This window comes from Psychrobacter sp. NG254 (assembly GCF_015277735.1).
GTDB lineage: Bacteria > Pseudomonadota > Gammaproteobacteria > Pseudomonadales > Moraxellaceae > Psychrobacter.
The window spans coordinates 46,592-72,122 of the sequence record NZ_JADHDA010000009.1 but is presented as its reverse complement, the minus strand read 5'-3'; the positions used below and the strand labels follow the sequence as shown (position 1 = coordinate 72,122).

Genomic DNA, 25,531 nt, shown 5'->3' with positions numbered 1-25,531 from the left:
CTGTCATACAGACTTCAAAAACAATTTAAAAAGTAATAAATTTAAATACAAGGAATCGTTATGTTAAACGCCTATATTTATGATGGATTAAGAAGCCCATTCGGTCGATACGTTGGGGCACTTGCCACCGTACGTCCTGATGATTTAATCGCCACGGTGATCAAGGCATTAGTCGACAAACACCAGTTGCCAATCGATATTTTTGATGAAGTACTGCTAGGCAGCGCAAACCAAGCAGGCGAAGATTCTCGCAACATCGCCCGTAATGCGGCGTTGCTGGCAGGGTTAGACGTTACAACGCCTGGTCAAACTATCAACCGTCTATGTGCATCAGGGCTATCGACTGTGGTCGATGCTGCTCGCAGTATTACCTGTAACGAAGGAGACATCATACTAGCAGGCGGTGTCGAATCAATGACGCGCGCACCATTTGTCTTTGCCAAGACTGCACAGCCTTTTAGCCGTGATTTCAAAGTGTTTGATACGACCATCGGTAGTCGATTCCCCAATCCGCTCATTGCAGAGCAGTTTGGTAGTGATAGCATGCCGCAAACTGGTGATAATGTCGCGCACAAATACGGTATCACTCGTGAAGAGGCGGATCAGTTTGCCGCAGCATCGCAAGCGAAGTACCAAGCAGCCAAACAAGCAGGGTTTTTTGACGATGAAATAACACCTATCATTGTCCCACAAGGTAAAAAACAACCAGATAAAACCGTCACAGAGGACGAGCATCCTCGTGCCAGCTCAACGGTTGACGCATTGAAAAACCTCAAGCCCTTAAATAAAGACGGTGTGGTCACGGCAGGCAATGCATCTGGCATTAACGATGGTGCAGCAGCGTTAATCATCGGCTCAAAACAAGCAGAAGAAAAGCTAGGGTTTAAGCCAATTGCCAAGATCTTATCATCGGGTGCGATGGGTGTTGAGCCAAATATCATGGGTATGGGACCTGTCGAAGCCATTAAACTGGCGCTAAAAAGGGCTGATTTAACCCTAGATGATATGTCCGTCATTGAGATTAATGAAGCGTTTGCCTCACAAGTGCTCGGCTGTTTAAAAGGACTGAATATCGAGTTTGATGATAAGCGTGTCAATCCCAATGGTGGTGCCATCGCTGTCGGGCATCCGCTTGGCGCATCAGGTGCCAGAATTGCCTTGAGCACGGCGCGCGAACTACAACGTACCGGCGGTAAATATGCTGTGGTCAGTCTATGTATTGGCATTGGGCAAGGGCTTGCCATGGTGATAGAGCGAGTCTGATTCTTATTAGTATTCCTCGCCACATCACTGACTACCAAGGACGATTTATTATCAAGGACGACAACATGACGACCATACTCAACCAACACGAAAACTATCAACAGGCAGAAGGCGCTTATGACTTTCCTTTGATCATCAAGCAGCTACTCAACCGTGCCAAGATTGCCTCTACCAACCAAACCATCAGTTATGCCGATAAAGTCACTTATACCTACGCTGAGTTTTTTAAGCGCATCAATCGCCTAGCCAATGTGCTAAAAAACATGGGTCTACAAGCAGGTGATGTAGTGGCTGTGATGGATTGGGACAGTCATCGTTACCTTGAGGCGTACTTTGCAGTGCCGATGTCTGGCATGATTTTGCAAACGGTCAATGTGCGCCTATCTGAAGATAAAGTGCTTTATACCGTCAACCATGCTGCGCCAAAAGCACTGATATTAAATGCCGAATTTGCGCCAATGGTCAAAGACTACCGTGATGATGCGCCTTCTATTGAGCATGTGATGTGGGCTGATGATGCAGAAGGTGATAAAGCCGAGCTGCCAGACTATGTCGATGGCGAATATGAGTCACTGTTGGCAGCCGCTAGTGACGAGTTTGACTTTCCAGATTTTGATGAAAACACTATTGCTACGACATTCTATACCAGTGGTACGACAGGCGACCCGAAAGGGGTTTTCTTTACCCATCGACAGATCGTACTACAGACGATGGCAAGCACTTTGGCATCTGCACTCAACGCAGAAGGTCAAGGCGCGCGCTATAACGATGTCTATATGCCAATGACGCCACTATTTCATGTTCATGCATGGTGCTGGCCATATGGTGCAACCATGATAGGTCTCAAGCAGGTCTATCCGGGACGATATCTCGCGCCAAAATTGGTTGATTTGATTGAGGAGCACAAGGTCACACTGTCGCATGGTGTCCCTGCAATATTACAAATGCTACTCAAAGAAATGGACGAACGCGGACGCAAATTTGATGGTCTTAAACTTCTTCTAGGTGGCTCAAAGCTAAACGAAGGCTTGGCCAAAGCAGCTATAGAATGTGGCATAGAGTTTATGTCAGGGTTTGGAATGTCAGAGTCCTGCCCTGTGCTGTCCCGCGCGGTATTCGATGACAAAACAGCATCTATGGCGCTGGAGGATAATCTCAATTATCGTTGTCTGTCAGGTTCGCCCATTATGTTGGTGTCGATGGAAATCTGGGATGAAAACGGCAAGCCACAACCAATGGATGGCAAATCAACGGGTGAGCTTGTGATACGAGCGCCGTGGCTAACACAGAGCTATTTTAAAAACCCAGAGGCAGGTAATACGCTGTGGAAAGGTGGCTGGATGCACACCCAAGACATCGCTTGCATGACTGCTGATGGTACGCTAAGCATCACAGACAGGCTCAAAGATGTTATCAAGTCTGGCGGCGAATGGGTCTCGTCGCTCGAAGTAGAAACGATTTTGTCCTTTCACCCGAGTGTCGCTGATATTGCCGTGATTGGTGTGCCAGATGAGCAATGGGGCGAGCGTCCTTTGGCATTGATTGTGCTAAAACCAGACTATATCGACACAAAAATGGAAGATATCTTGGCGTTGGGTCATCAAGCAGTAGAGAGAGGCCATCTGCCAAAGTATGGCGTACCAAGTGAGATTAGGTTTTTGTCAGATATGCCAAAGACCAGCGTTGGCAAACTCGACAAAAAAAGAATGCGTTTGATGTATGCAGAGCAATCACTTTAATCAGGACATAGTGATTTGAGTCAGTGTAACAATTACTATTGCCGCTGATTGCTGTCGAAGCTAGTTGCTTTTGCTATAACCAATGGATTATCAATAAAAGAGAACACTATGGAAGCGGTCGCTATATTCCCAGAAATAAAAGAAGCGCTCAGCACAGATGAGAGCCATCCATTACATGACTTTGCAGTGGTTTACTCTCAGCAAGTTGAGTGGGGTGACATGGATACCTTTGGTCATGTCAATAACGTTGTCTATTATGAGTATGCCCAAAATGCTCGTATCTATTACAACCGAAAATTGAACTTATTCAATGAACAGACTTCTTCGGTGATGGCAGCCTCATCATGCCAATATCTCAAGTCAGTAACGTATCCTGACCAGCTGTGGATTGGGGTGAAAGTCAAAAAGATCGGTAACTCAAGCTTAGTTCATGAGTATACCTACTATAGCACTGTACAAAAGCAAATCGTTGCCATCGGTGAGTCAGTTTTGGTCTATCTGGATAAACTGAGTGGACAGAAAAAGCCTATCGGTGAGTTGCAAAAATCGGCCATTGCCGCGCTAGAGAATATTAGCCAAGACTGATAACACTCAAGCATTCAGTTAATCAATTTTAGAGTATCAAAGAGGTGGCCTTTATAGGACAAAGACCACGGAGTAAGTACGAGCAAAAAACAGAGGGTCGAATGCTTAAAGGACCGTTTGTTTAAAAGACAATTTTTTAAAGTAATTATTAGGGCGTGTCCTCAATTCAATCGATAGTTACCTAAATGGGTTAAAAATGGCTAAATCTTGCCAAATGGCGTCAAATAGCTGACTAATATCTCGATATTATCTGCGCTATTTTCCTTATTTGACTGCGATTTATCTCATTTTTATCACCATTTTTAAAATGAGGACACGCCCTAGGAGAGAAGCTTACTAATAGGGAGCAAAAAGGTACTGAGATTTATAAAAATATAGCCATTGTGATTGATACGGATATCAAAACAAAACACGGAGTGTATGGATAATGCTTTATATAAAAAGACTGTCGTTAGGTGTGGCGATTTTGGCAAGTGCTGCCTCCGCGCAAGCGATAGAGATTGTGACCAAGGGCGATACTAAGTTGAGTATAGGTGGTTATATCAAGGCAGAAGGGCTGTTTAACAGTCCAGACGATGGTGAGTCGGAGTTCAAAGGCAATCTGCTTCAGTCTCGTATCAATGTTAAAACTACCAAAACTGTTGAAGATAAAAAGCTGACTGGGTTTATTGAAGGCGATTTTTATGGTGACTATGCCACAGGCGGCTCAAACCTGCGCTTACGTCATGCTTATATTCAGCTGGATGATTTGACGGTCGGTAAGACTTGGAATGGGCAGTTCTTAGCAGTCGCGCCGCTATTAACGGAGCAAATAGATTTTTGGGGTACGGGTGTGGGGACGATATCCGGCGGCGGCTCTTATATTCGGCCAGATTTGACCTTGCATTATACTCATAAAGGATTTCGATTCAGCGCCCAGGAGCCTGCCTATGATAACGCTAACCTGCCTGATCTGGTCGTGAGTTATAAAGACAGTCTGTCTAACTTTGACTACAATGTAGCGATCACTGCTCGTGACGTCAAAAACGGAGAGGACTCAGATATGGGTGTGGGTGTCTCGTTGGCGGGCAAGCTCAAGGTAGGCGATGATTCCTTACATGCAAACGTATACAGCGGTGAAGGGATGGGTGCTTATTCAGCGATATGTGTGGGTGGGCCTTTGGGCAGGACGGGCGGGGTAGATTGCGATGCGGAAGATGGAAAGCTGATATCGCAAACTGGTTATAGCGTAGGATATAAGCATCAATTTACCCAGAAGCTGCGAGGTAACTTGCGTTATGGTGAGGTAAATGTAGACGATGCGGCAGACACTTCTGCCACTGTAAAAAGCGCGAACCTTATCTATGAGTATCTACCAGATCTAGATGTTGGTATTGAATGGCGAGAACAAAATAAAACCACACTCCCATGGATGCCAGCAGGTCAACAAATCGAAGTCATGGCCAAATATACTTTTTAGAGCATATTGAATTTCTGCCATAAAATAAGAAAACGGCTGGTGAATATCAAAATATTCACCAGCCGTTTTCTTATTTGGAAGTCCTCTTATTTTGATCACTTATAGCCAGTAATGCTCTTGCACATACGTCACACACAGATCATAAAACGCTTGAGCGGGCGGGGAGATCGACTTGTCAGCGAGTTTAAAGATACCGATCTGTCGGTTCAAAGACGGGTCAACTAAATTTATCCAAACTAGTTCCGGCTCATTCGCAGGGAAGGCAAGCTTGGGTAAAGTAGTGATACCTAGATCATTACGCAATAAAGAAAACAGCGATGTAATGTTTTCTACCGTGTACCTTGCCCTACGATTGAGCGCCTCAGCTGGCGTGTTTTCGAGCAATCTGCAAGTGCCATTATAGATAAAAGGCTGGGTCATGAGTTGTTGCCAGCTTAGCCCTTGCGACTGATTTAACTCGTTGTTCAGCGCATTGGCTTTAAGACAAACCACGCCAATGGGATCTGATATGAGTAGCGTAAAATCTATATTCGTTTGATCAATACTGGTGCAATTGCCCAATGCTAAATCAATTTCTCCGGCTAACAATCGATTGGCCACACCGACAGAGTTATCATCTATCAGTACAATCTCAATATCAGGATATTTTTTTGAGTATTCGACCAATACACTGGGCAGTAACTTGGTCACTAATGATGGCACGCTTGCAATTCTTATTTTACCTTTGTCGCCAGCTGCGGATGCTTTTAAATCGTCTTCAAATGCTTGATATATATTTATAAATTGCTTGATTTTTGGTAAACAGGTTTCACCAAATGGCGTCAATATGGCCTTATTTCCTGCTTCAAACAAACGTTGACCGAGTATTTTTTCCAACTCCTTTATCGAGGCAGACAATGCCGCTTGCGAGCGATTGGCGCGATCCGCCGCCGCCCGAAATCCGCCTTCCTCTACCACAAATAAAAAATGACGCAGTTGCTGTAGCTTCATATCCATACCATCCAAGGCTATTTTTCAATGATTTATCTAAACGATAGATTAAATCTATCATATTTCAAATTTAATTAGTTAGATTTATCGTCTCTATGTGGGTAGGATACGTCTATAGCAATTGCTGCCCAATCATTGATCAAAGGATATGACGACATGACGACTCATTCAACCAAACAAGCCATCAAAACCTCACTTTATGCGTCTAAAGCCCCTTTAGAGTGGGCAATCACCAGCAATGGTACGTTGTACACTGCGCAGATTCCTATCGATGAAAATGGCGATGTGGTTGCAGGTGGTATCGAAGCGCAAACTCGCCAAACGTTAGACAATCTCAAGCACACACTAGAATGTGCCAATGTTGGCATGGATTCGGTATTACAGGTCATGATTTATGTGACCGATCGCGACTATTTAAAAACGGTCAACCAAGTCTATGCTGAATACTTTGAAGCACCCTACCCAAATCGGGCAGCGCTCGTGATAGCCGGATTGGCTCGTGAAGAGATGCTAGTTGAGTTGGTCGTATATGCCGCTGTGCCCTAAATTTTGAATGTACTCTAGTCAATAAATCAAATAGTTAATACTTTATCAAGGAAGCTCTTATGTCAGCTCACACCGCCCAACAGATATTACAGCAAGACCCAACCAAATCACTTTATATCAATGGTGAATGGCAGGCAGGCGTAAATACCGTTGCCAATATTAACCCATCTGATATCACTGACACTATCGGTGAGTTCGCCCAAGCCAGTAGCGATCAAGTCAAAGATGCCATCGCGGCGGCGCGTCAAGCCCAGCCAAAGTGGGAAGCGACTCCTTTAGAAAAAAAGCAGTCTATCCTACAAGCGATTGGCGATGAAATGATTGCTCGCTGTGATGAGCTAGGTACGCTGTTGTCTCTTGAAGAAGGTAAGCCGTTTGCGGAAGGTCGCGGTGAGATTTATCGTGCAGGCCAGTTCTTCCATTACTATGCCGCTGAAGTGCTGCGTCAAATGGGTGATAGCGCTGATTCAGTGCGTCCTGGTGTTAAGGTCGAAGTTACCCGCGAAGCAGTCGGTGTGGTTGCCATTATCTCACCTTGGAATTTTCCAACTGCCACTGCTGTATGGAAAATCGCGCCAGCATTAGCATTTGGTAACACTGTCATTTGGAAGCCTGCAAATTTAACGCCAGCCAGCGCAGTGGCATTGGCTGAAATTATTCACCGTCAAGGCATGCCAGAAGGTACATTTAACTTATTGTTGGGTGGCGGCTCGTCAGTCGGTGATACGCTCATCAATTCTACAGACATCGACGCCGTTAGCTTTACAGGTTCTGTACCAACAGGTCGAAAAGTTGCGGCTGCTACTGCACCAAACTTTATCCGTTGTCAGCTTGAGATGGGCAGCAAAAACGCCTTGGTTATCGCTGACGATGCCGATTTGCAAGTCGCTATCGATGCGGCAGTGGCTGGTGCGTTTGGCGGTTCGGGTCAGAAATGTACGGCTTCTTCACGTCTTATTGTGATGGACGGTATTCATGATGCGTTTGTAGACGGTGTGATTGCCAAAATGAAAACCCTAAAAGTTGGCCATGCGCTTGAAAACGGCATATTTATGGGGCCTGTCGTCGATGATAAGCAACTGGCATCAAATATGGACTGGATCGAAAAAGCCAAGCAATCTGGTGCCAATTTAGCGTTTGGCGGTGAGCGTTTAGAGATGCCGCATGACGGCTACTATATGTCGCCCACGTTGTTTACGGAGACGGATAACAGCTGGGATATCAACCAAGAGGAAGTGTTTGCCCCGCTGGCGTGTGTCTTGCGTGTCAAAAACCTAGAAGAAGCGATTGCCATGACCAATGATACGCGCTTTGGTCTGACGGGCGGCATCATCACCCAAAGCTTGCGCAGCAGTGCGATGTTCAAAGAGCAAGTACAAGCAGGCTGTGTCATGGTCAATCTAGCGACTGCAGGTACGGATTATCACGTGCCATTTGGTGGCCGTAAACAGTCAAGCTTTGGTCCGCGTGAGCAAGGTCAATATGCTAAAGAGTTCTATACCATCGTCAAGACCGCTTATCAAAAAGCGTACTAGAACTATCTTAACAAGAATGCTCGCCGCTATCGAAGCGACACGGTGTGAAAAAGCACTTAATAGCCAATGATAGCGGCTACTGATAAAAGTATTAAAAGGAATTGATATGTACCAAGACCATATCGTCATTGACGGATTACAGTATAGCCATTGGGATCGTGACTACTTTAAGATGCTGCAAGCCAGTGGTATCAATGCGGTACATGCCACCTTGGTCTATCACGAAGACGCTCGCCAGACCATGACCCGTTTTAGCGAGTGGCACACACGCTTTGAGCAAAACTCAGATCTTATCTTGCCCGTGTACTCAGTGGCTGATATTAAAACGGCAAAAGAGCAGGGCAAAGTGGGCATCTTCTTTGGCGCACAAAACTGCTCACCAATCGATGACGAAATTGGTCTGATTAGCGTGATGCGGCGTTTAGGTCTATTGATTATGCAGCTGACTTACAACAACCAGAGCTTACTAGCGACAGGTTGTTATGAGCAGAATGACAGTGGCATCACCCGTTTTGGCCAGCAAGTCATCGCTGAAATGAACCGTGTCGGTATGATTATTGACATGTCACACAGTGCTGAGCGCTCAACGCTTGAGGCGATAGAAGTGTCATCGCGTCCGATATGTATCAGCCATGCCAATCCGACCACGGCTCATGAGGCCTTGCGTAATAAATCGGATACGGTCATCAGTGCCTTGACTCAAGCAGGCGGGTTGTTAGGGTTTAGTTTATATCCGTTCCATTTGCCAAATGGCAGCGCATGTACGCTTGATGACTTTTGCACCATGATTGCCAATTGCGCTGATAAATATGGCGTCGAGCATTTAGCGATTGGTAGTGATCTATGTCTCAATCAACCGCAAGCAGTGCTTGAATGGATGCGTAATGGACGTTGGTCAAAAGCCATGGACTATGGTGAAGGCAATGCCAATAATTCAGGCTGGCCAGACACCTTGCCATGGTTCGCTGGCAAGGACGGTATGGAAAACATCTATAACGGTTTGCTCAAGCATGGTTTTAATGAGATTGACGCTGGAAAAGTCATCGGTCAAAACTGGTTTGATTTTTTAGAGCAAGGCTTAGAGCCTTTGGCTTAACCAGCTATTTAAAAAAGTCATTTCATTTCATTCAACGGTTGCTCGAAATCGCTATAAAGCGACAGACATTTTATAGCGCATATCCATTTGAAGTAGGTAATTTTAAATTAGATCGTATGTATATTGAGGTCGTTTGATCACACCCTTATTACTACCACTCTGATCTAAAATGCAACGTTAGCATAGTATATGGAGCCACATTATGGCCGATTTAAAGGGATTTAATCAAGATGAGCAAGGACGCTCGGCTCCTGTTAATCAAGGAGCAAATGACACCAAGGCCGTCGCTATTTCTACCGACACATTAGGCCTTAAAAATCCTGCGTTTTGGTACAGTGGCGGATTCATTGTAGCCTTTGTTTTGATGGCTATTTTTGCAGAAGCACGCTTAGCAAAGATAGTCGAAGTGGGCTTTTCGTGGTCCGTCAAAATATTTGGGCCTTTTTGGCAAATATTGCTACTAGCGACCTTTGTCATTGCTTTGGCTGTCGGTGCTGGTCGTACGGGGCGTGTGATACTGGGCAATTTACCTGTTCCTGAGATAGACAGTTTCAAATGGATGGCTATTCTTTTCTGCACACTACTGGCCGGTGGCGGGGTTTTTTGGGCTGCCGCCGAGCCAATCGCGCATTTCGCTTCAGCACCTCCTTTATACGGTGAGTCAGCCGATCTACAGCAACGCGCTTTTAATGCTTTGTCTCAATCATTTATGCATTGGGGGTTTTTGGCGTGGGCGATTGTAGGTAGTTTGACCGCAATTGTGATTATGCATTTGCATTATGACAAAGGCTTACCGTTGAAGCCTCGTACGCTTCTTTATCCTATGTTTGGTGAGCGTGTACTCACCGGCCAAACGGGTGCAATCATCGATGCTTGCTGTATCGTGGCAGTGGCTGCCGGTACTATCGGTCCTATTGGTTTCTTGGGCTTGCAGACCAGCTATGCGCTGAATGAATTGTTCGGTATTCCCGATACGTTCACGACTCAGCTAATCATCATTGTCTTTGCCATCGTACTCTATACGTTGTCTGCGATCAGTGGTCTGACTCGTGGTATGCAGCTACTCAGCCGCTTTAACGTCATTTTGGCTTTTGCGCTGATGGTCTTTATTTTGATATTTGGACCGACCAATTTTATTGTCAACGGCTACATTCAGGGTGTGGGTACGATGATTGACAACTTCGTTCCAATGGCGACCTTTCGCGGTGATGAAGGTTGGCTGAGCTGGTGGACGGTATTCTTTTGGGGTTGGTTCTTGGGCTATGGTCCGATGATGGCGATATTTATCGCTCGCATCTCACGTGGTCGCACTATTCGTCAGCTGATTACGACAGTCTGTATTATTGCACCGCTTGTCACCTGCTTTTGGTTCACCGTCGTCGGGGGCTCTGGCTTAGCGTTTGAGATTGCCAATCCAGGAAGTGTCAGTAGCGCCTTTGAAGGCTTTAACTTACCCGGTGCATTATTAGCTGTTACGCAGCAATTACCCTTTCCTTTAATTACCTCGATATTGTTTCTGATTCTGACCACCGTCTTCATCGTTACGACGGGCGATTCGATGACCTATACCATCAGTGTCGTCATCAGTGGCGAACGCGAGCCAAACGCCATGATTCGTACCTTTTGGGGCATCATGATGGGGGTGACAGCGATTGTTTTAATATCTCTTGGTTCTGGCGGCGTGACAGCATTGCAGTCCTTTATCGTCATTACGGCAGTGCCAGTCTCTTTTGTATTATTGCCTTCATTATGGAATGGACCACAGATTGCTCAGAAAATGGCACGAGAGCAAGATTTGTATCGCCCTAATCAGGTAGAGGTGAGACATAAAATCAGTGAAGCCGAAAACGCTCAAACGTCTAAAGAAAGCATGACGCAAAAAACTGATTAAGGTTCTAGATCACTAAACGGTAAATATGAGACAGCCATTACATGCGCCGCTAATTTCATATTTACCAATAGACACCCTCATTGAGATTATTAACGAAGCTGCTGGCTCAGTATATTAGGTAAGGTAGTGACATTATGAATATGGTTTATGCAAATGATAAAAGTATCGACGTCAAATCGCCTTTACTTAGTACAGGTTTCCGTACTCGTGATGTGATTATGGATGCCCAAAGACTGGGCGCCATGCATCAAACCCGCGTTAGCTTTGTGCGTACGTTATTGCGTAAGATTGATAGAGAAAAATGGACGCTCAGCACTCATTTGTGGGATTTGGATGAGCAAGGCTATGGCAAGGTTATCTATCGTCTACATACCCCAGAGCATCTGTATCATTTGGTGGTGTTCTGCAACGAGCTGGCTGATGACGAGCGTAATGATAGAGTGATTGCCCAAAAATGGGATGTGACCTTTGGGCTGGTATTTGGTGAGATAAGCGAAGAGTTACTGAGTAATCTACAAGCCAACGTACCGCTACAAGAAGCTGGTCGCAACTCCAACATGATGATGGTGCTGGCACGAGCAAACAAGAGCGTCCGAGTCTTTGATCATATCGTCAGCTCCCTTGCGGCTGGCAAGCAGCCTGAGATTGATGTACTCGCACAAGTGGGCTACATCCTGCGTACCACGGCGGTCTATGGCAATGGTAAGTTCGGTATTTATGATTTTAAACCGTTAGATCATAGCGAGGACTTTAATCAGTCGTTCCGAGCGCAGATGTGTGCTGTCTATCTGCTGCGCGAGTTTAGCTTAGATTGGGTCGATTATTTGGCAAAGCAAAAAGGTGGCAGCAACGCAGTCAAACTGCATCCAGAGATTAAGCGTTATTTGGGTATTGGTAATGCTACCGGTCTGGGTATGGCGCCGTATTTAATCAATCATCCATGCGTCGTTGACCAATGGCTGACCACCCGTGAGGAAGCGTTGCAAGCAACATCGGTTTGCCAGATTGAGCCCAAAGAAACCGCATATTTTGCCAGTCTAATCAAGCGTGCTATCCAACATTTTAACGAGATTGTCACCATCAATGAGCAGCAAATCAAACGTAATGAAACGGTTGTTAGGGAGTTAATTGTTTTACAAAACAACTTGATGACAACCATTAATAATCATGCGACATGGGCGGATTTTTTACAGGCACATGACCATTTGAGCTTTGAGAGCCAAGAAGTCATCATTTCTTGCTTAATAGAGCTGTATCCTGAACGTGTCGATGCACTGCTCGACAGCGTCAATGCTGATGAAGCCTTATCGTTACCAAAAGGCAAAGTCATTCAGGATATAATTGACGTCTTAGAGCAGCATTATCGCTGGGCCATTGATATTGATTTTACTCAGCCTGAGAATAGCCATTGGTTTTGGTATCGTTCTATCGATAAGGAAGAGCCACGTATGGGTATACGTGGTCAGGAGCTGGGTGCTGATCGTGAGCTGTCCTTGGATATCGCTCGCCAAACCAATCATTTATATTTGGCTTTAAAACAAGCCAATTCGCAGCAGCTAATATCCGAGTTTATCTTGAATAAGCCCAAATATCGCTCAATTGCGCGCCGCGTCTGGACAATGGGCCATAAGCAGCTAGGTGATATTCAGATGAATGTCTTACACAAAGACGCATTACCCATGCATCTATTACGGTGTAAATTATCGATGTTTGGGGCAACCAAGTTTGATCCCAGATCCGATCGCTGGGTCAGGATTACCTTGTTTCAAGGCGCGCCATTATTTGCAGAAGTAGGTAGTGATGAATGGTTGTTTCCTTTATTGCCTGATGTATCAATAGAGCAAGGAGGCTCTGACTTATGATGGTATCGCACAATGAAATCGTCACGATGGTATACAAAGCTTTTACTGGGCTGCACCGAGAGGTGGGGGAAGCTGATGTGATAGCCACTATGGTCGCGGAGTTACAGATGGCAGGATTGGATGGTATCAAACATTTTAATAATGCCACTCCATATATCTTGAACGAGATTGATACGCCAATCGATATCGTTCATCAAGAAGAAGGCGCTATCCGTTTAGATCTGCATGGTAGTAGCTTAGCCTGTCATTTGCCGACTATCATTGACTATGCGCTTGAAAAAATGGGCGACTCAGCGCATTTTTATATTTATTTGCAGAACTGTCATAATCGCTGGTTGGCCTATAGCGAGCTGGTAGGGCTGGCAAGTAAAGGTTTTGCTTGTTTGGCTAAATGGGACAATGGCTCTGTGCCCAAACATACATTATTTACGTTAAATAAAGACTTTGTCTATCCTGACCTTTACTTTTTTGACAAGCCGCAAGCCAACTATAATACCAATGATATGGTCATTGAAATTGCCACGCAAAACTTTGATATCGAATCAGACATCCAGCATTTCGATCGTAAAATATCGACAGATGCATTGTTTGAAACGCATCAGCGCGCATGGAAAGAAGGCATCTATGTCGATGATACGCAGTGGAACACACTCAAAAAAACAGCCGCTGCTATATTGGTAGAAAACAGCGAAGAATCGAGTCGCGGTGCGGGCGGGGTATAGAGTATAAAGCCCAACCATCTTGAAAGGTTTAAAAATTTTATTCATACTTTCAATTAAACAAAGCGGCTAGCTCATTAGCTGCTTTTCGCATTACAGGTATACAACTCAACAGCTGCTCTAAAAATTTTCTTGCTATGGGGAAATAATTTAACAGTAATCTCTTATTGTTACTTGCCCAAATAAGTAGCGTCAATAAATGCCAATAAAAGACACTTGTTGGTCAATACTTATAAAAATAAATGAACATATGCCTACATTTTCAACCAACCCTTCCTTGTCTATTCTCACTTATGTATCGCATGCGTTTATTTACAACACTTATGTCTTGTCATTTTAAAAATGTTCTGCTAGGTTACATAACGATAATATAGTTATCTATATATAAAATACTGTTACAAAGCGCCAACTTCATACAGGTTTTATTAGATGATTTTTTATCTGCCAGAAATGTCAAAACGTAAGAGGTTGTAATCATGTTAGATTTAGCAAATATGACGCCACAAGAGGTTAGAGCACTAATTGGTAAGAACGAAATCAACAAGCCGACTTCTGGCATGTGCAAAGGTCACATACAAGCAAACCTAGTCATAGTACCCAAGAAATTGGCCTATGATTTTTTATTGTTTGCACAAAGAAACCCAAAATCCTGCCCTATTTTAGACGTAACAGATGTTGGTAGTTCGGAACCACGGCTGATGGCGAAGGGCGCAGACTTAAAGTCTGATGTGCCAAAGTATCGAATATACGAGTTCGGCGAGCTAGTAGCTGAGGTGTCAGACCTAACAGACTATTGGAGAGAGGACTTGGTCTGCTTTCTTTTAGGATGTAGCTTTTCCTTTGAGTCTGCCATGCTCAATGCGTCTATTCCTGTCAGACACATCGAAGACAATCACAATGTGCCGATGTATATCACGAATATAGAAACTGAGCCTGCAGGACAGTTTTATGGAAAAATGGTGGTCAGCATGCGACCAATACCTTATCCATTAATCACCAGAGCCGTACAAGCCACCTCTCGGTTTCCGCAAGTACATGGCGCGCCTATCCATATTGGAGACCCTAGTGTCATCGGTATCACAGACATCCATTCTCCCGATTTTGGTGATGCATCACTCATAAAGGAAGGTGAAGTGCCTGTGTTTTGGGCTTGTGGCGTGACGCCTCAAAGCATCGCAATGACCAGCAAACCTGAACTGATGATAACGCACGCGCCGGGGCATATGTTTATCTGCGACCCAAAAGATGAAGACTTGGCAGTTCTATAATGTTGGATGACAACGCTATTTTGAAACGCCATTTTAAAATGTAATGGCATCCAATCTTGTTTGTCCACAAAGCTCTCGGTAAATAAAAACGTATCGCATCGCACAGATTTTTATAAAAAATAATTATTCACTTTTACTCTAATGGAATAGCTAATAATATGAATATTAACTTTACAGATCTAGAAAAGCTGATCAAAATCGCAGAAAGCGCTGACATACAATCATTAGAAGTAACCGATGGTGATGCACGTATCTCTATCATTTGTCAGGCTAATGGCAATGAAAGCAGCAATCATATTGGTAATACTCGTCACTCAAAAACTGCTCATTCAGAATCACGTACAGTAACCTCCCACAATAACATTCCTAATAATACCAGTGCAGACAACAGCTCTATGGATGAAACGGTGACTACTGAGGTCGCCAATTCATCTGTTTCTTCATCTTCATCCCAAGTATTGGCGCCTATGCTCGGCACTTTCTATCTTCGCTCTGAGCCGACAGCTGAGGCGTTCTTTAAGGTGGGTGATCAGGTAGTAGCAGGGCAGACCCTATGTATCATTGAAGCCATGAAAATGATGCATGAAGTAAAAGCAGAAGCTGACGGTACGATTCAAGAGATTCTGATCGAGGAAGGTGATGTCGTAGAATATGCACAGCCTTTATTTATTATAGCGCCAGACAGTTAAAGTCACTCAATAGCCACTCAATATTGTATAGACGCTGCACAAACACTGTATTTGACACTATATTTTTAAGGGAATAAACATGTTCACAAAAATCTTAATTGCCAATCGTGGCGAGATTGCGCTACGTATTATTCGAGCTTGTAAGCAGCTGGGTATTAAATCCGTCATTGCCCATTCTGAATCAGACAAAGACTCGTTACCCGTACGCCTAGCCGATGAAAAAATCTGTATCGGGCCTGCCAATGCCACACACAGCTACCTCAATCAAAGAGCGCTGGTTTCTGCTGCAAAAATCACCAACGCGCAAGCCATCCATCCAGGCTATGGCTTTTTGTCTGAAAACGCAGACTTTGCGGCCTTGATTGAAGACTCAGGTCTCACGTTTATTGGCCCAACGGCTGACAATATCAGAAACATGGGCGACAAGGTTGAAGCCAAAAAACAAATGACAATGGCTGGCGTGCCCTGTGTACCTGGATCGAATGGCGCATTGCCTGCTGATTCAGAGCAAGTTATCAAGATTGCCAGTGAGGTCGGTTATCCAGTCATTATCAAAGCAGCAAGCGGCGGCGGCGGGCGTGGGATGCGTGTGGTCGAAAAAGAAGCTGATTTACTCTCTGCTATCTCTATGACGCAAACAGAAGCCAAAGCCAACTTTGGTAGCGCCATTGTTTATCTTGAAAAATACCTACAAGCACCTCGTCATATCGAAGTGCAAGTCATGTCTGACACTCACGGCAATGCTATTTATTTAGGTGAGCGTGATTGCTCTATGCAGCGTCGTCATCAAAAAGTCATTGAAGAAGCGCCAGCACCCGGTATCACCGAAGAGCAGCGTCAGAAAATAGGCCAAGCCTGTGTCACAGCTTGTGAGCAAATGCAGTATAGAGGCGCAGGCACGTTTGAGTTTTTATATGAAAACGGCGAGTTCTTCTTTATCGAGATGAACACCCGTGTGCAAGTCGAGCACACCATCACTGAGATGGTGACGGGCGTGGATATTGTACAGGAGCAAATAAGAGTGGCTGCAGGGCTTCCATTGGCATACAAACAAAGTGATATCGCCATTACCGGACACGCTTTTGAGTGCCGTATCAATGCTGAAAACGCGCGGACATTTTTGCCAAATGCTGGGCGCATAGACTACTGCCACATGCCAGCAGGGTTTGGTATCAGAGTGGATAGCCATGCTGAGTCGAACTACACTGTGCCGCCATCTTATGACAGCTTAATTGCCAAGATATGTGTACAAGATCGTTCAAGAGAAAAAGCGATAGAAAAAATGCGTGCGGCCTTATCGGAGGCGCAAATTACGGGCATTGATACCAATATTGGTCTGCATCAGCGACTTTTTGAAGATGAGGTGTTTTGTGACGGTCAAATGAGCATTCATTATCTGGAACAGTGGATACAAGACAATATATAAATCAGTTCTTGCCCGCAAAAGCGAAAAACAAATCTGACATTAGCGTCAGAAGCGTCAGAATCAAGATGTAGTCGGTTCACTATAATTTGGATACCAGGAAGGCGAGTGAAAGTACTACAAGTCGTAGACTAAGCAAGCCTGACACCGTATCCAATTTATAGAAGATTTGACTATAGTAGATAAAAAATAATGGAGTACGTGCTAATGGAACTACAATGGCAACTATGCAGTGAAACCAATCTCGCGTTGTTTTTCCCTAAACCAACCACCTTAGAAAAACAACAAAAATGCTGGGCTTTATCAGACAGTATCCAGAAAATGCCAGAAGTCATCGAAGTGGTAATTGGCATGAATACGCTCAGTGTGTTCATCGTGCCATTAACGTGGGCTGAGCTGAATACTGTTAAAGATAAGCTATCAGACCTGCTCAATGATATCCCTTCAAAAACCATCCATGGCAAGCACGTCGAGATACCAGTGCATTACGGCGGTAAGTATGGCCCCGATCTAGCGGCCATGGCGAATGACCTAAACCTCTCAGTTGAAGCCGTTGTTGAGCTACATACCAAAGCCACTTATACCGTTTACTTTATCGGTTTTCAACCGGGATTTCCTTATCTTGGCGGCTTGTCTGAGTCGCTGTATTTCCCAAGGCATGCCATCCCTAGAACTCAAGTGCCGGCAGGCTCAGTGGGTATCGGCGGCGAGCAGACAGGGGTGTACCCTTTTGAGTCTCCAGGCGGTTGGCAGTTACTCGGCCAGACGGATACTGCTTTATTTGATTTAACCAAGACCTCTCCGACGTTGCTTAACGCAGGTGATACTTTGACATTTAAAGCGATTGATATTCATCAATAAGCGATAAATAAAAGATGCATGAATCAAAAAGACAAATAAACAGGTGGTATCAATGAAAGTTTTAACCGCAAGTGCCCTTGCCAGTATTCAAGATTCGGGACGACTGGGTTACCGCAGTATGGGCGTGGGTAGAAATGGTGTAATGGACAGCTGGGCGCTACAAGCTGGCAATGCTTTGATGAAAAACGAAGACAACGAACCCGCTATTGAAATAGCGCTCGGTGAGCTAACTATACAGTTTGAAGAAAGCGTCAGCTTTTGCTTAACAGGCGCTTTATACGAGGCTTATCTAGACGACAAGCGTGTTCCTTGCTATTGGCGTATCAATGCAACAGCTGGGCAGACGCTCAAACTTTTGCGCCCGCTACAAGGTATGTATACCTATCTATGTGTGCATGGCGGCTTTGATATCGAGCCAGTATTACAGTCGGTCAGCACCAATCTCAAAGCAGGATTTGGCGGCTTTGAAGGCAGATACTTAAAAGCCGATGACAGCTTAACGGTAAAAACCGAATCAAGTCTGCCTGTCATTGGGGTGGCTCGACTTGCCCCAACCGAGGTTATTCGAGTGATAAAAAGCAGTGAGTATGATTGCTTCACTGAGTCGTCTAAACAGGCGTTTGAAAATCAGCCTTGGAAACTACAAAGCAGTAGCAACCGTATGGGTTACCGCTTAGAAGGATCTACAGCGCTTGAATTTAGCAAGCCAGTAGAAATGAGCTCACATGGCGTTGATATTGGTATGATTCAGGTGCCACCACAAGGGCAACCGATTATTTTGATGGCGGATGGGCAAACAACGGGTGGCTACCCTAAAATTGCAACTGTGATTCAAGCAGACATAGGTCTGATGGCACAGATTAGATTTGGCAAAACCTGTCAGTTCGTCGTTGTGTCGTTAGAGCAGGCGCTGCATGAACAACAGAAAAGACAACATTACATCGATCAAATAAAGGAGTATGCCAATGAAAATTGATTTAAATGCTGATGTGGCTGAAGGCTGCGGGCAAGACGATAAGTTATTGACGATAGTCAGCTCAGCCAATGTCTGCTGCGGCTTGCACGCTGGTTCTTACAGCGAGATGCTAGCCACGTTGCAATTGGCAAAAGCAAACAACGTGAGCGTAGGCGCACATCCTGGTCTAAACGATAGAGAAAACTTTGGCCGTATTCATCAGCCATTAAGTGAAGCCGATTATCGTGCTTTATTGGTGTATCAGCTGGGCGCAACCAAAGCACTTTGTGACTTAGTCGGTGTGACTTTGGACTATGTCAAACCGCATGGTGCGTTGTACAACCAAGCCGCCATTGATGAAGATTTATCAGATATTTTGGTGAGCGAAATCAAACGCTTTGATCCAAGTCTAAAGGTCATGGGTTTGTCCGGCGGCTATTTGGTCAAGTCAGCTAAGAAACAGGGTCTAGAGGCGATATCAGAAGTGTTCGCCGATAGAAACTATGAAAAAGACGGCTCATTGGTCTCTCGTAGCAAAGACAACGCCCTGATAACCGACACAGACGATGCGGTTAAGCATGTGTTGCAGATGATTACTGAAGGGACAGTCACCAGTGTTTGTGGTCAGACCGTACCAGTAGAAGCGCAAAGCATCTGCCTACATGGGGATGGTGAGCACGCTATTTTGTTTGCGCAAGAGATAAAGAAACAACTAGAGCTCAAAGGTATCACTATATCTGCCCACTAATCATTTGATTAAATAATCCCATATAGCACAAGGATGTTTATGAGCACTATAAAAAAACACAATACCGCCATTTTAGGCGCGGCCTTCCTGATGGCTACATCAGCAGTAGGGCCAGGGTTTTTGACCCAAACGGCCACATTCACCGAAAGCCTAATGGCAAGTTTCGGCTTTGTTATCTTAATATCTATTGTTATGGACATCGGCGTCCAGCTTAACGTTTGGCGAGTAGTCGCAGTCTCCAAAAAACGTGCACAGGAAATCGCCAACTTGGTGTTTCCTGGTGTCGGTTACTTGCTCGCGTTCTTAATCATTGCGGGTGGTCTGGCTTTTAATATTGGTAATATTGGCGGTGCCGGACTTGGCATGCAGTCCATGTTTAATATGTCGCCCATCACAGGCGCCCTGATCAGTGGTGTAATTGCCGTAGCGATATTTTTAGGCCGAGAAACGGGGCCTATGATGGATAAGTTCGCTCAGTTAATGGGCTTCATCCTGATTGTATTGGTCATTTATGTGGTCTTTAAATCTGATCCGCCATTAGCAGAAGCCGTCAGCAAAACCATCATGCCTGACAAAATTGATGCAGTCGCTATCGTGACGCTAGTCGGCGGTACGGTTGGCGGTTATATTACTTTCTCAGGTGCGCATCGCTTATTAGAAGCAGGCGTCAGCGGAGAAGAGAATTTAAAATCAGTGACCAGAAGCTCGGTCTCTGGTATTTTGATTGCCTCTGTTATTCGCGTATTTTTATTCCTTGCAGTATTAGGTGTGGTGTCTCAAGGCTTTGCTTTAGACCCTGCCAACCCAGCCATGTCGCCGTTTCAGTACATTTTAGGAAATGCGGGTAAAGTTATTTTTGGTATGGTGATTTGGGCGGCTTCTGTGACCTCGGTGATTGGTGCTGCTTATACCTCTGTGTCTTTTATGACCAACTTCCATCCATTCATTGAAAAGCACAAACGCTACTTCATTATTGGTTTCATCGTGATCTCGACAATGGTGTTTGCCACTATCGGTAAACCGGCCCAAGTACTGGTATTGGTCGGTACGTTAAATGGTTTGGTATTGCCTATTGCTATGGTCATTATCCTGATTGCCGCCTACAGAAAAAATATCGTTGGCAATTATAAGCATCCAATTTGGATTGCGGTATTTGGTTGGTTAATCGCCATCGTGATGAGCATCCTAAGTGTCATGACCATTGCTAAATATCTGGGCATGAGTTAAAAAATTAAGATAAGGAATATATTATGGATATAGAGCAAATAGAACGTGTGGTCAAACTGGTTGAAAGCAGTCAGCTGCACGAAGTCACGATTGCAGACAATGGGCAGTCTATTACGGTGGTTAATAATCTAGGTGCGCAGAATAATGTGAGCGCTAATCCTATAGAGGCCACGCCTACTAATGAGACCGAGCAGACTGGTAGTGATGTCTTGCAAGTAGGTGCCACTTACGTAGGGCAGGTCTACTTAAGTGAAGACGATGCAACAGACAATTTGGTCAAAGAAGGCGACCACATTCAAAAAGGTCAAACCATTTGCTTCATTGATGAATTGACCCGTTTGCAGCCAGTAATTAGTAATAAAGAAGGTGTTGTCACGGCTGTCTTGGTTGAAAGTGGCCAAAACATTGAGTACGGACAGCCGATTTTCGAGATAAGAGCCACGTCTTAGTATTGGATAAACAACCCGTTTTTATAACATTATCCAAAATCAATATTGAATACAGCAAGAGGGCTAGCGTTATATGACGCCAGCCCTCTTTTTTACTGCTGTTATTATTAAGCTGTTTCTAATAATATCATCGCAAATAACACATATAGTGCAATGGTCGAATACCAAATACAGCTTAATTATTTTTGATTGGTTTACCAAGGTCTAGGATTTCTTCCGCATCGATAGTAGTGGGAGATTCTGCTTGTTTGCGCTTATCCCACCAAGCAAAGAGGTTTGCCAATACAGAGCCAGATACAGAATGCCAGATACAAGCCACGGCTGCCGCAATGGCAGACTCTGCATTACCAGGGAAAAACTTGGTACTTAAACCTGTTGCCAAGCCTGCATTTTGCACACCAACCTCAATAGATATGGTACGTTTTTTGGCTTTATTCATACCAAATAATGCACCTGAGTAGTAGCCCAATACGTAACCGACGATATTGTGTACCGCAATAGCTAACACGACGACCAATCCTGATTGTAAAAACTGACTGCCAAATACGGCTGCAACGCCGCCTACAATCGCGGCAAAAGCCAATACAGCAACGCCTGGCATAATGGCACGCACATCATTAAACCAATGCTTATTTTGAAATAGGATGTTTAACATAGAACCGATAGCGACTGGTAACAACGTCACTAGAAGCATAAAGCGAAACATGCCCCAACCATCCATTTCGACTGATTGACCCACCAAATAATTCAACCACAGCGGCGTCATCAAAGGTGCAATGACGGTTGAGACAGTGGTCATACCTACTGAAAATGCCACATCACCTTTAGCCAGATAGCTCATGATATTAGAAGACACGCCGCCCGGACAAGTGCCGACTAAAACCAAACCTAGTGTTAAGCCAGGTGAGAGATCAAAAAGACGGGCCACGCCAATTGCCAATAGCGGCATGACGGTATATTGAATGATAGAACCAATAAAAATATCTAGTGGGCGCTTGGCCAATACTTTGTAATCTTCTTTACCTAATGTCATGCCCATAGCAAGCATGATAATCCCTAATACAATGACCTGAGTGTCACCTGTCACCCAAGAAAAAGTTGCGGGTTCTATAAAAGTTACCGCCGCCGCCAAAACAATAACCAATGCAGTAAACCGACTTAACTGCTGACTTATCATCCCTAAAAACTGCATTTCTCAAATCCTTCTAAGGCTAAAAATAGTCAAGTATAAGTTCAAAATCATTATATTTCCAACAGGTTCGGGGTATTTTTAGCCAACAATAAGTTGCTATTATGACAACTTTAGATGTTTTTCCCTTTTTGATACAGAGGGGGTTATTTGGTAAAAATTACGGATAGCTGACCATATCGTTACCTTTCTTTAAATTCCACAATTTTAGATACCGTTATAATTCCTTATGATTTAGTTTATGTAATCTACATAACACTTTATTTATGAAGCATATGTATAAAGTGCTATGCAGATTAACGTCATTCTTTGCAATAGTGTTATTTAGTTAGTATACTAACAATTAATATACTAACTAAATACTATCTAATATGCCTAATCAACCTTATCAGTTTCACTTTTTTTTGCATTGTGGTCATCTCATCGAAGAGCGTCTGCGTACCAAACTGACCCCTTTGGAGGTCATGCCGCGTCAAGCACGCGTGTTAGATGCGCTCGGAAGAATGGGGCAAGCATCACAAGTGCAGTTGGCTGACGAGTTTGGATTGTCTGCCGCAAGCATGAGTACGATGACCGCACGCTTATTGACAGCGGGTTTAATCGAAAGACGCGTCGATGAGCATGAGCTGCGCAGTAACGTCCTCAAGCTCTCCAAGCACGGGAAAGGTTTATTAACGCAGATTTATGAGGTTTGGCGCGAAGTAGATCAAGAAATATATGAGGCGATAGGGTCTGAAAATGCGACGCAACTTGCAAGGATTACTCATGAGCTACGCAATGCGTTTGGTGGTTTTACACCAGGTGAGAATAGCTCGAATTCAGAAGAACAAACGCATAGTTAGTTAAGTTCAACACGCCCTAGTATTTTTATAAGAGATTTTTCACCCATTCAGTCTAACCAGCTATCAGGAACTTTACGATGTCGACTTCTATTCAATCACTTGTTTGGTCAAAAAGTATTATCAAACACCTATCTTTACTGACGTTATTAACCACGTCTTCTTACGCCTTTGCGCTCGATGTAAATTTTGTGGACAGTAAATGGGATGGTAAGACCATTCCTGAAGGACAACAGTGCCAAAAATTTGATGGGGTCAATCCAGGTACGCCCAAGCTGAGCGTATCTGATATTCCAGCAGGGTCAGACAGTGTAGTGTTGGTATACAGTGACCGCGATTCAAAAAAGATGAACAATGGCGGGCATGGCATTATGAATTACACTCTACCAAAAGGCGCAACTGCGGTTAAGTTACCGATTGTGGCTGGACACAGTTATGAGATGCCAAAAGGGTTTGAAATAATTGCAGAACATCGCGGTGCTGGCTGGGACAAAGAGGGAGCCTATATGCCACCTTGTTCTGGTGGTAGTGGCCATGAATATTACGTCACGGTTCAAACCTATAAAGGCAATACGGTCACTGCTGAAACCGTGTTAGAGCTTGGCAAGTTTTAATCGGTAGCGTGGTATTCGTTATCAAAAACATGACTATTTTCACCTGCGAATCGACTAAAAAATAGTCAATGTTAGGGTTGTAAGTGTCAATGTCATTAGAGCCAGTGTCGTTAGCAACAATGTCATCAGTGCCACGGTCGAATACCAATGACAAGATTAAATTTTTCTTAATAATTTATGATAATTACTACTCGCAATAGAGGGTTTATGAAAACAAAGATACTTTACAATAGCATACTGATCAGTATGGCAGTAACGCTAACCGCTTGTAGTCAACTTGCTGAGCAGTATTCGACAGAAGCTGCTAACGAGACTAGTCAAACGCTATCAGTTTCAGAAGCTGATCGTATTGCTAATGGTGGTGTTGATATGTCACGCATCAGCCAAGATGCCCTTGTAAAGGCCCCTGAAACTGTAGACTGTACATTAGAAAACGGCGACGCTGCCAAGTGTGCAAAGATAGTGGTCAAGCATCAACCCGATAACTTAAAAATTGGGCCATTTTGCCCAGAGACGCTAGATGACAAAGGTGGTGTTTGGAACTGGGATGGCGAAAAATCAGAGCTCTATCGTATCGATGAAAAGTTTTTGACGATGTTGGAGACGCAGGGTTATCAATTCTATGACGCTGACGGCAAGGTGAATATCGTCGACGTGCGTACGACCCAGCCAACGGTCAGTAATGCCTGCTTGTCTGCCTCAGCTGACGAATCGGTCGAGATGACCATTTTATTGCCATTATCACCAGTCAAGTCTGACCAAGAAACCAGTCTAGGCACTGTGGCCAAAGTTGGATTGGCCCTTGATGGCGTGCCTATTTTTGCGGATGCGCCTTCAGTGCTACAAACAGGACACATGCCTGCGCTCGACACGTGCGGCGGCCATATTGATCCGGGTGGCTGGTACCACTGGCATGCCACCTCAACAGACATCAACTCAGTGTTCGAGCATGACCATGTCGATGCTAGTTGTGCCTTAGAGCAAAAGGCTGATGCCCTGTTCGCCTATGCTTTTGACGGTTATGCTATCTACGGTAGCGTGGACAGTAATGGCAAGATACCGACCGATCTGGATGCCTGCAACGGACACACCAGCGCCACACTTGAAAACCCTAAAGGTGGTTACCACTACCACGCATCGACGACGTTTCCGAATTTGCCAAGTTGCTTGAGCGGTGTAGTCGCTCAGGATAACTTTACGACCACTGCCAAACAAGGCATCGGTGCTGAAAATGGCACAGGAGCAGGAGGTCCAGGTCAGGCTGCGCCCCCAGGTTTTGATACGGCAGCGACAACACTTGGTGTTTCAGAAGCTGACTTGTTAAGCGCGATTATGAAAAATGGCGGCAGACAGCTCGACACTGCCGCTGCTGCCAAAGACCTCGGTGTGACCGAAGCGGCGTTGAAAGCTGCCTTACCCAACCAAGATTGATATCGACAATTTTTTCAGACTTGCTAAGCTTTTGCATGCGGGTCTCGTCTTATAAAACCTACAAGCTATACCAATAATTTGTGTGGCTTGTAAGTTGGGTGGAATTATAGTCATCTCCATTCTTTATCAGACTCATTAAAAATTCCTAATTGT

23 protein-coding genes are annotated in these 25,531 nt (G+C 44.6%); 21 read left to right on the top strand and 2 right to left on the bottom strand.

What is annotated here, in order from left to right:
* Positions 1–60: 60 nt before the first annotated feature.
* The 4 genes from IP510_RS13505 (at position 61) to IP510_RS13490 (ending at position 5,046) form a co-directional block, all read left to right on the top strand.
* The gene (locus tag IP510_RS13505) at positions 61–1,263 is read left to right on the top strand and encodes a 3-oxoadipyl-CoA thiolase (protein ID WP_194365343.1); all 1,203 of its coding nucleotides are present in this window, start codon (positions 61–63) and stop codon (positions 1,261–1,263) included.
* Positions 1,264–1,328: 65 nt separating this feature from the next.
* On the top strand, positions 1,329–3,002 hold the full coding sequence (locus IP510_RS13500; RefSeq protein WP_194365342.1) for a fatty acid--CoA ligase: 1,674 nt from the start codon (positions 1,329–1,331) through the stop codon (positions 3,000–3,002).
* Between the two features lie 108 nt (positions 3,003–3,110).
* Positions 3,111–3,587 (top strand): acyl-CoA thioesterase, encoded by a 477-nt coding sequence (locus IP510_RS13495; RefSeq protein WP_194365341.1) that lies wholly within the window; start codon positions 3,111–3,113, stop codon positions 3,585–3,587.
* A 427-nt stretch (positions 3,588–4,014) separates the two neighbouring features.
* The gene (locus tag IP510_RS13490) at positions 4,015–5,046 is read left to right on the top strand and encodes a porin (protein ID WP_194365340.1); all 1,032 of its coding nucleotides are present in this window, start codon (positions 4,015–4,017) and stop codon (positions 5,044–5,046) included.
* Positions 5,047–5,145: 99 nt separating this feature from the next.
* Here the strand turns inward: IP510_RS13490 and IP510_RS13485 are convergent, their stop codons facing one another.
* Positions 5,146–6,042 (bottom strand): LysR family transcriptional regulator, encoded by an 897-nt coding sequence (locus tag IP510_RS13485; protein WP_194365339.1) that lies wholly within the window; start codon positions 6,040–6,042, stop codon positions 5,146–5,148.
* A 150-nt stretch (positions 6,043–6,192) separates the two neighbouring features.
* Between IP510_RS13485 and IP510_RS13480 the strand changes: the two genes are divergently transcribed.
* The 14 genes from IP510_RS13480 (at position 6,193) to IP510_RS13415 (ending at position 21,305) form a co-directional block, all read left to right on the top strand.
* Positions 6,193–6,582, top strand: coding sequence for a RidA family protein (locus IP510_RS13480; RefSeq protein ID WP_045445827.1), 390 nt, complete (start codon positions 6,193–6,195; stop codon positions 6,580–6,582).
* Positions 6,583–6,641: 59 nt separating this feature from the next.
* Positions 6,642–8,117 (top strand): aldehyde dehydrogenase family protein, encoded by a 1,476-nt coding sequence (locus tag IP510_RS13475; protein ID WP_194365338.1) that lies wholly within the window; start codon positions 6,642–6,644, stop codon positions 8,115–8,117.
* A 106-nt stretch (positions 8,118–8,223) separates the two neighbouring features.
* On the top strand, positions 8,224–9,213 hold the full coding sequence (locus IP510_RS13470; RefSeq protein ID WP_194365337.1) for a membrane dipeptidase: 990 nt from the start codon (positions 8,224–8,226) through the stop codon (positions 9,211–9,213).
* Between the two features lie 202 nt (positions 9,214–9,415).
* The gene (locus IP510_RS13465) at positions 9,416–11,104 is read left to right on the top strand and encodes a BCCT family transporter (RefSeq protein ID WP_194365336.1); all 1,689 of its coding nucleotides are present in this window, start codon (positions 9,416–9,418) and stop codon (positions 11,102–11,104) included.
* A 134-nt stretch (positions 11,105–11,238) separates the two neighbouring features.
* The gene (locus IP510_RS13460) at positions 11,239–12,966 is read left to right on the top strand and encodes a hypothetical protein (protein ID WP_194365335.1); all 1,728 of its coding nucleotides are present in this window, start codon (positions 11,239–11,241) and stop codon (positions 12,964–12,966) included.
* Complete coding sequence (locus tag IP510_RS13455) at positions 12,963–13,688, top strand: DUF3726 domain-containing protein (RefSeq protein ID WP_194365334.1); 726 nt, start codon at positions 12,963–12,965, stop codon at positions 13,686–13,688. Before IP510_RS13460 ends, IP510_RS13455 begins: the two co-directional genes overlap by 4 nt.
* A 473-nt stretch (positions 13,689–14,161) precedes the next feature.
* Positions 14,162–14,953: a putative hydro-lyase gene (locus tag IP510_RS13450; RefSeq protein ID WP_194365333.1), complete on the top strand. Its 792-nt coding sequence runs from the start codon at positions 14,162–14,164 to the stop codon at positions 14,951–14,953.
* A gap of 158 nt (positions 14,954–15,111) precedes the next feature.
* A complete protein-coding gene (gene accB, locus IP510_RS13445; protein WP_194365332.1) occupies positions 15,112–15,642 on the top strand; it encodes an acetyl-CoA carboxylase biotin carboxyl carrier protein in 531 nt (176 codons plus the stop codon).
* A gap of 79 nt (positions 15,643–15,721) precedes the next feature.
* Positions 15,722–17,068, top strand: coding sequence for an acetyl-CoA carboxylase biotin carboxylase subunit (gene accC / locus IP510_RS13440; protein WP_194365331.1), 1,347 nt, complete (start codon positions 15,722–15,724; stop codon positions 17,066–17,068).
* 204 nt (positions 17,069–17,272) lie between these two features.
* The gene (gene pxpB, locus IP510_RS13435) at positions 17,273–17,926 is read left to right on the top strand and encodes a 5-oxoprolinase subunit PxpB (RefSeq protein WP_194365330.1); all 654 of its coding nucleotides are present in this window, start codon (positions 17,273–17,275) and stop codon (positions 17,924–17,926) included.
* A gap of 52 nt (positions 17,927–17,978) precedes the next feature.
* Positions 17,979–18,902 (top strand): biotin-dependent carboxyltransferase family protein, encoded by a 924-nt coding sequence (locus IP510_RS13430; RefSeq protein ID WP_194365329.1) that lies wholly within the window; start codon positions 17,979–17,981, stop codon positions 18,900–18,902.
* A complete protein-coding gene (pxpA, locus tag IP510_RS13425; protein ID WP_194365328.1) occupies positions 18,892–19,629 on the top strand; it encodes a 5-oxoprolinase subunit PxpA in 738 nt (245 codons plus the stop codon). Before IP510_RS13430 ends, pxpA begins: the two co-directional genes overlap by 11 nt.
* Before the next feature lie 39 nt (positions 19,630–19,668).
* Positions 19,669–20,856 (top strand): NRAMP family divalent metal transporter, encoded by a 1,188-nt coding sequence (locus IP510_RS13420; RefSeq protein WP_110923445.1) that lies wholly within the window; start codon positions 19,669–19,671, stop codon positions 20,854–20,856.
* 23 nt (positions 20,857–20,879) lie between these two features.
* Positions 20,880–21,305: an acetyl-CoA carboxylase biotin carboxyl carrier protein gene (locus IP510_RS13415; RefSeq protein WP_194365327.1), complete on the top strand. Its 426-nt coding sequence runs from the start codon at positions 20,880–20,882 to the stop codon at positions 21,303–21,305.
* Between the two features lie 175 nt (positions 21,306–21,480).
* On the opposite strand, the gene IP510_RS13410 is transcribed toward IP510_RS13415, so the two are convergent.
* A complete protein-coding gene (locus tag IP510_RS13410; protein ID WP_194365326.1) occupies positions 21,481–22,497 on the bottom strand; it encodes a bile acid:sodium symporter family protein in 1,017 nt (338 codons plus the stop codon).
* Positions 22,498–22,865: 368 nt separating this feature from the next.
* On the opposite strand from IP510_RS13410, the gene IP510_RS13405 reads away from it, so the two are divergent.
* From IP510_RS13405 to IP510_RS13395, 3 genes are all read left to right on the top strand, one after another.
* Entirely contained in the window at positions 22,866–23,336 is a 471-nt protein-coding gene (locus IP510_RS13405) for a MarR family winged helix-turn-helix transcriptional regulator (RefSeq protein ID WP_194365325.1), read from the top strand.
* 77 nt (positions 23,337–23,413) lie between these two features.
* Entirely contained in the window at positions 23,414–23,947 is a 534-nt protein-coding gene (locus tag IP510_RS13400; RefSeq protein WP_194365324.1) for a hypothetical protein, read from the top strand.
* A 207-nt stretch (positions 23,948–24,154) separates the two neighbouring features.
* Complete coding sequence (locus tag IP510_RS13395; RefSeq protein WP_227669787.1) at positions 24,155–25,378, top strand: YHYH protein; 1,224 nt, start codon at positions 24,155–24,157, stop codon at positions 25,376–25,378.
* The last annotated feature ends 153 nt before the right edge of the window (positions 25,379–25,531 follow it).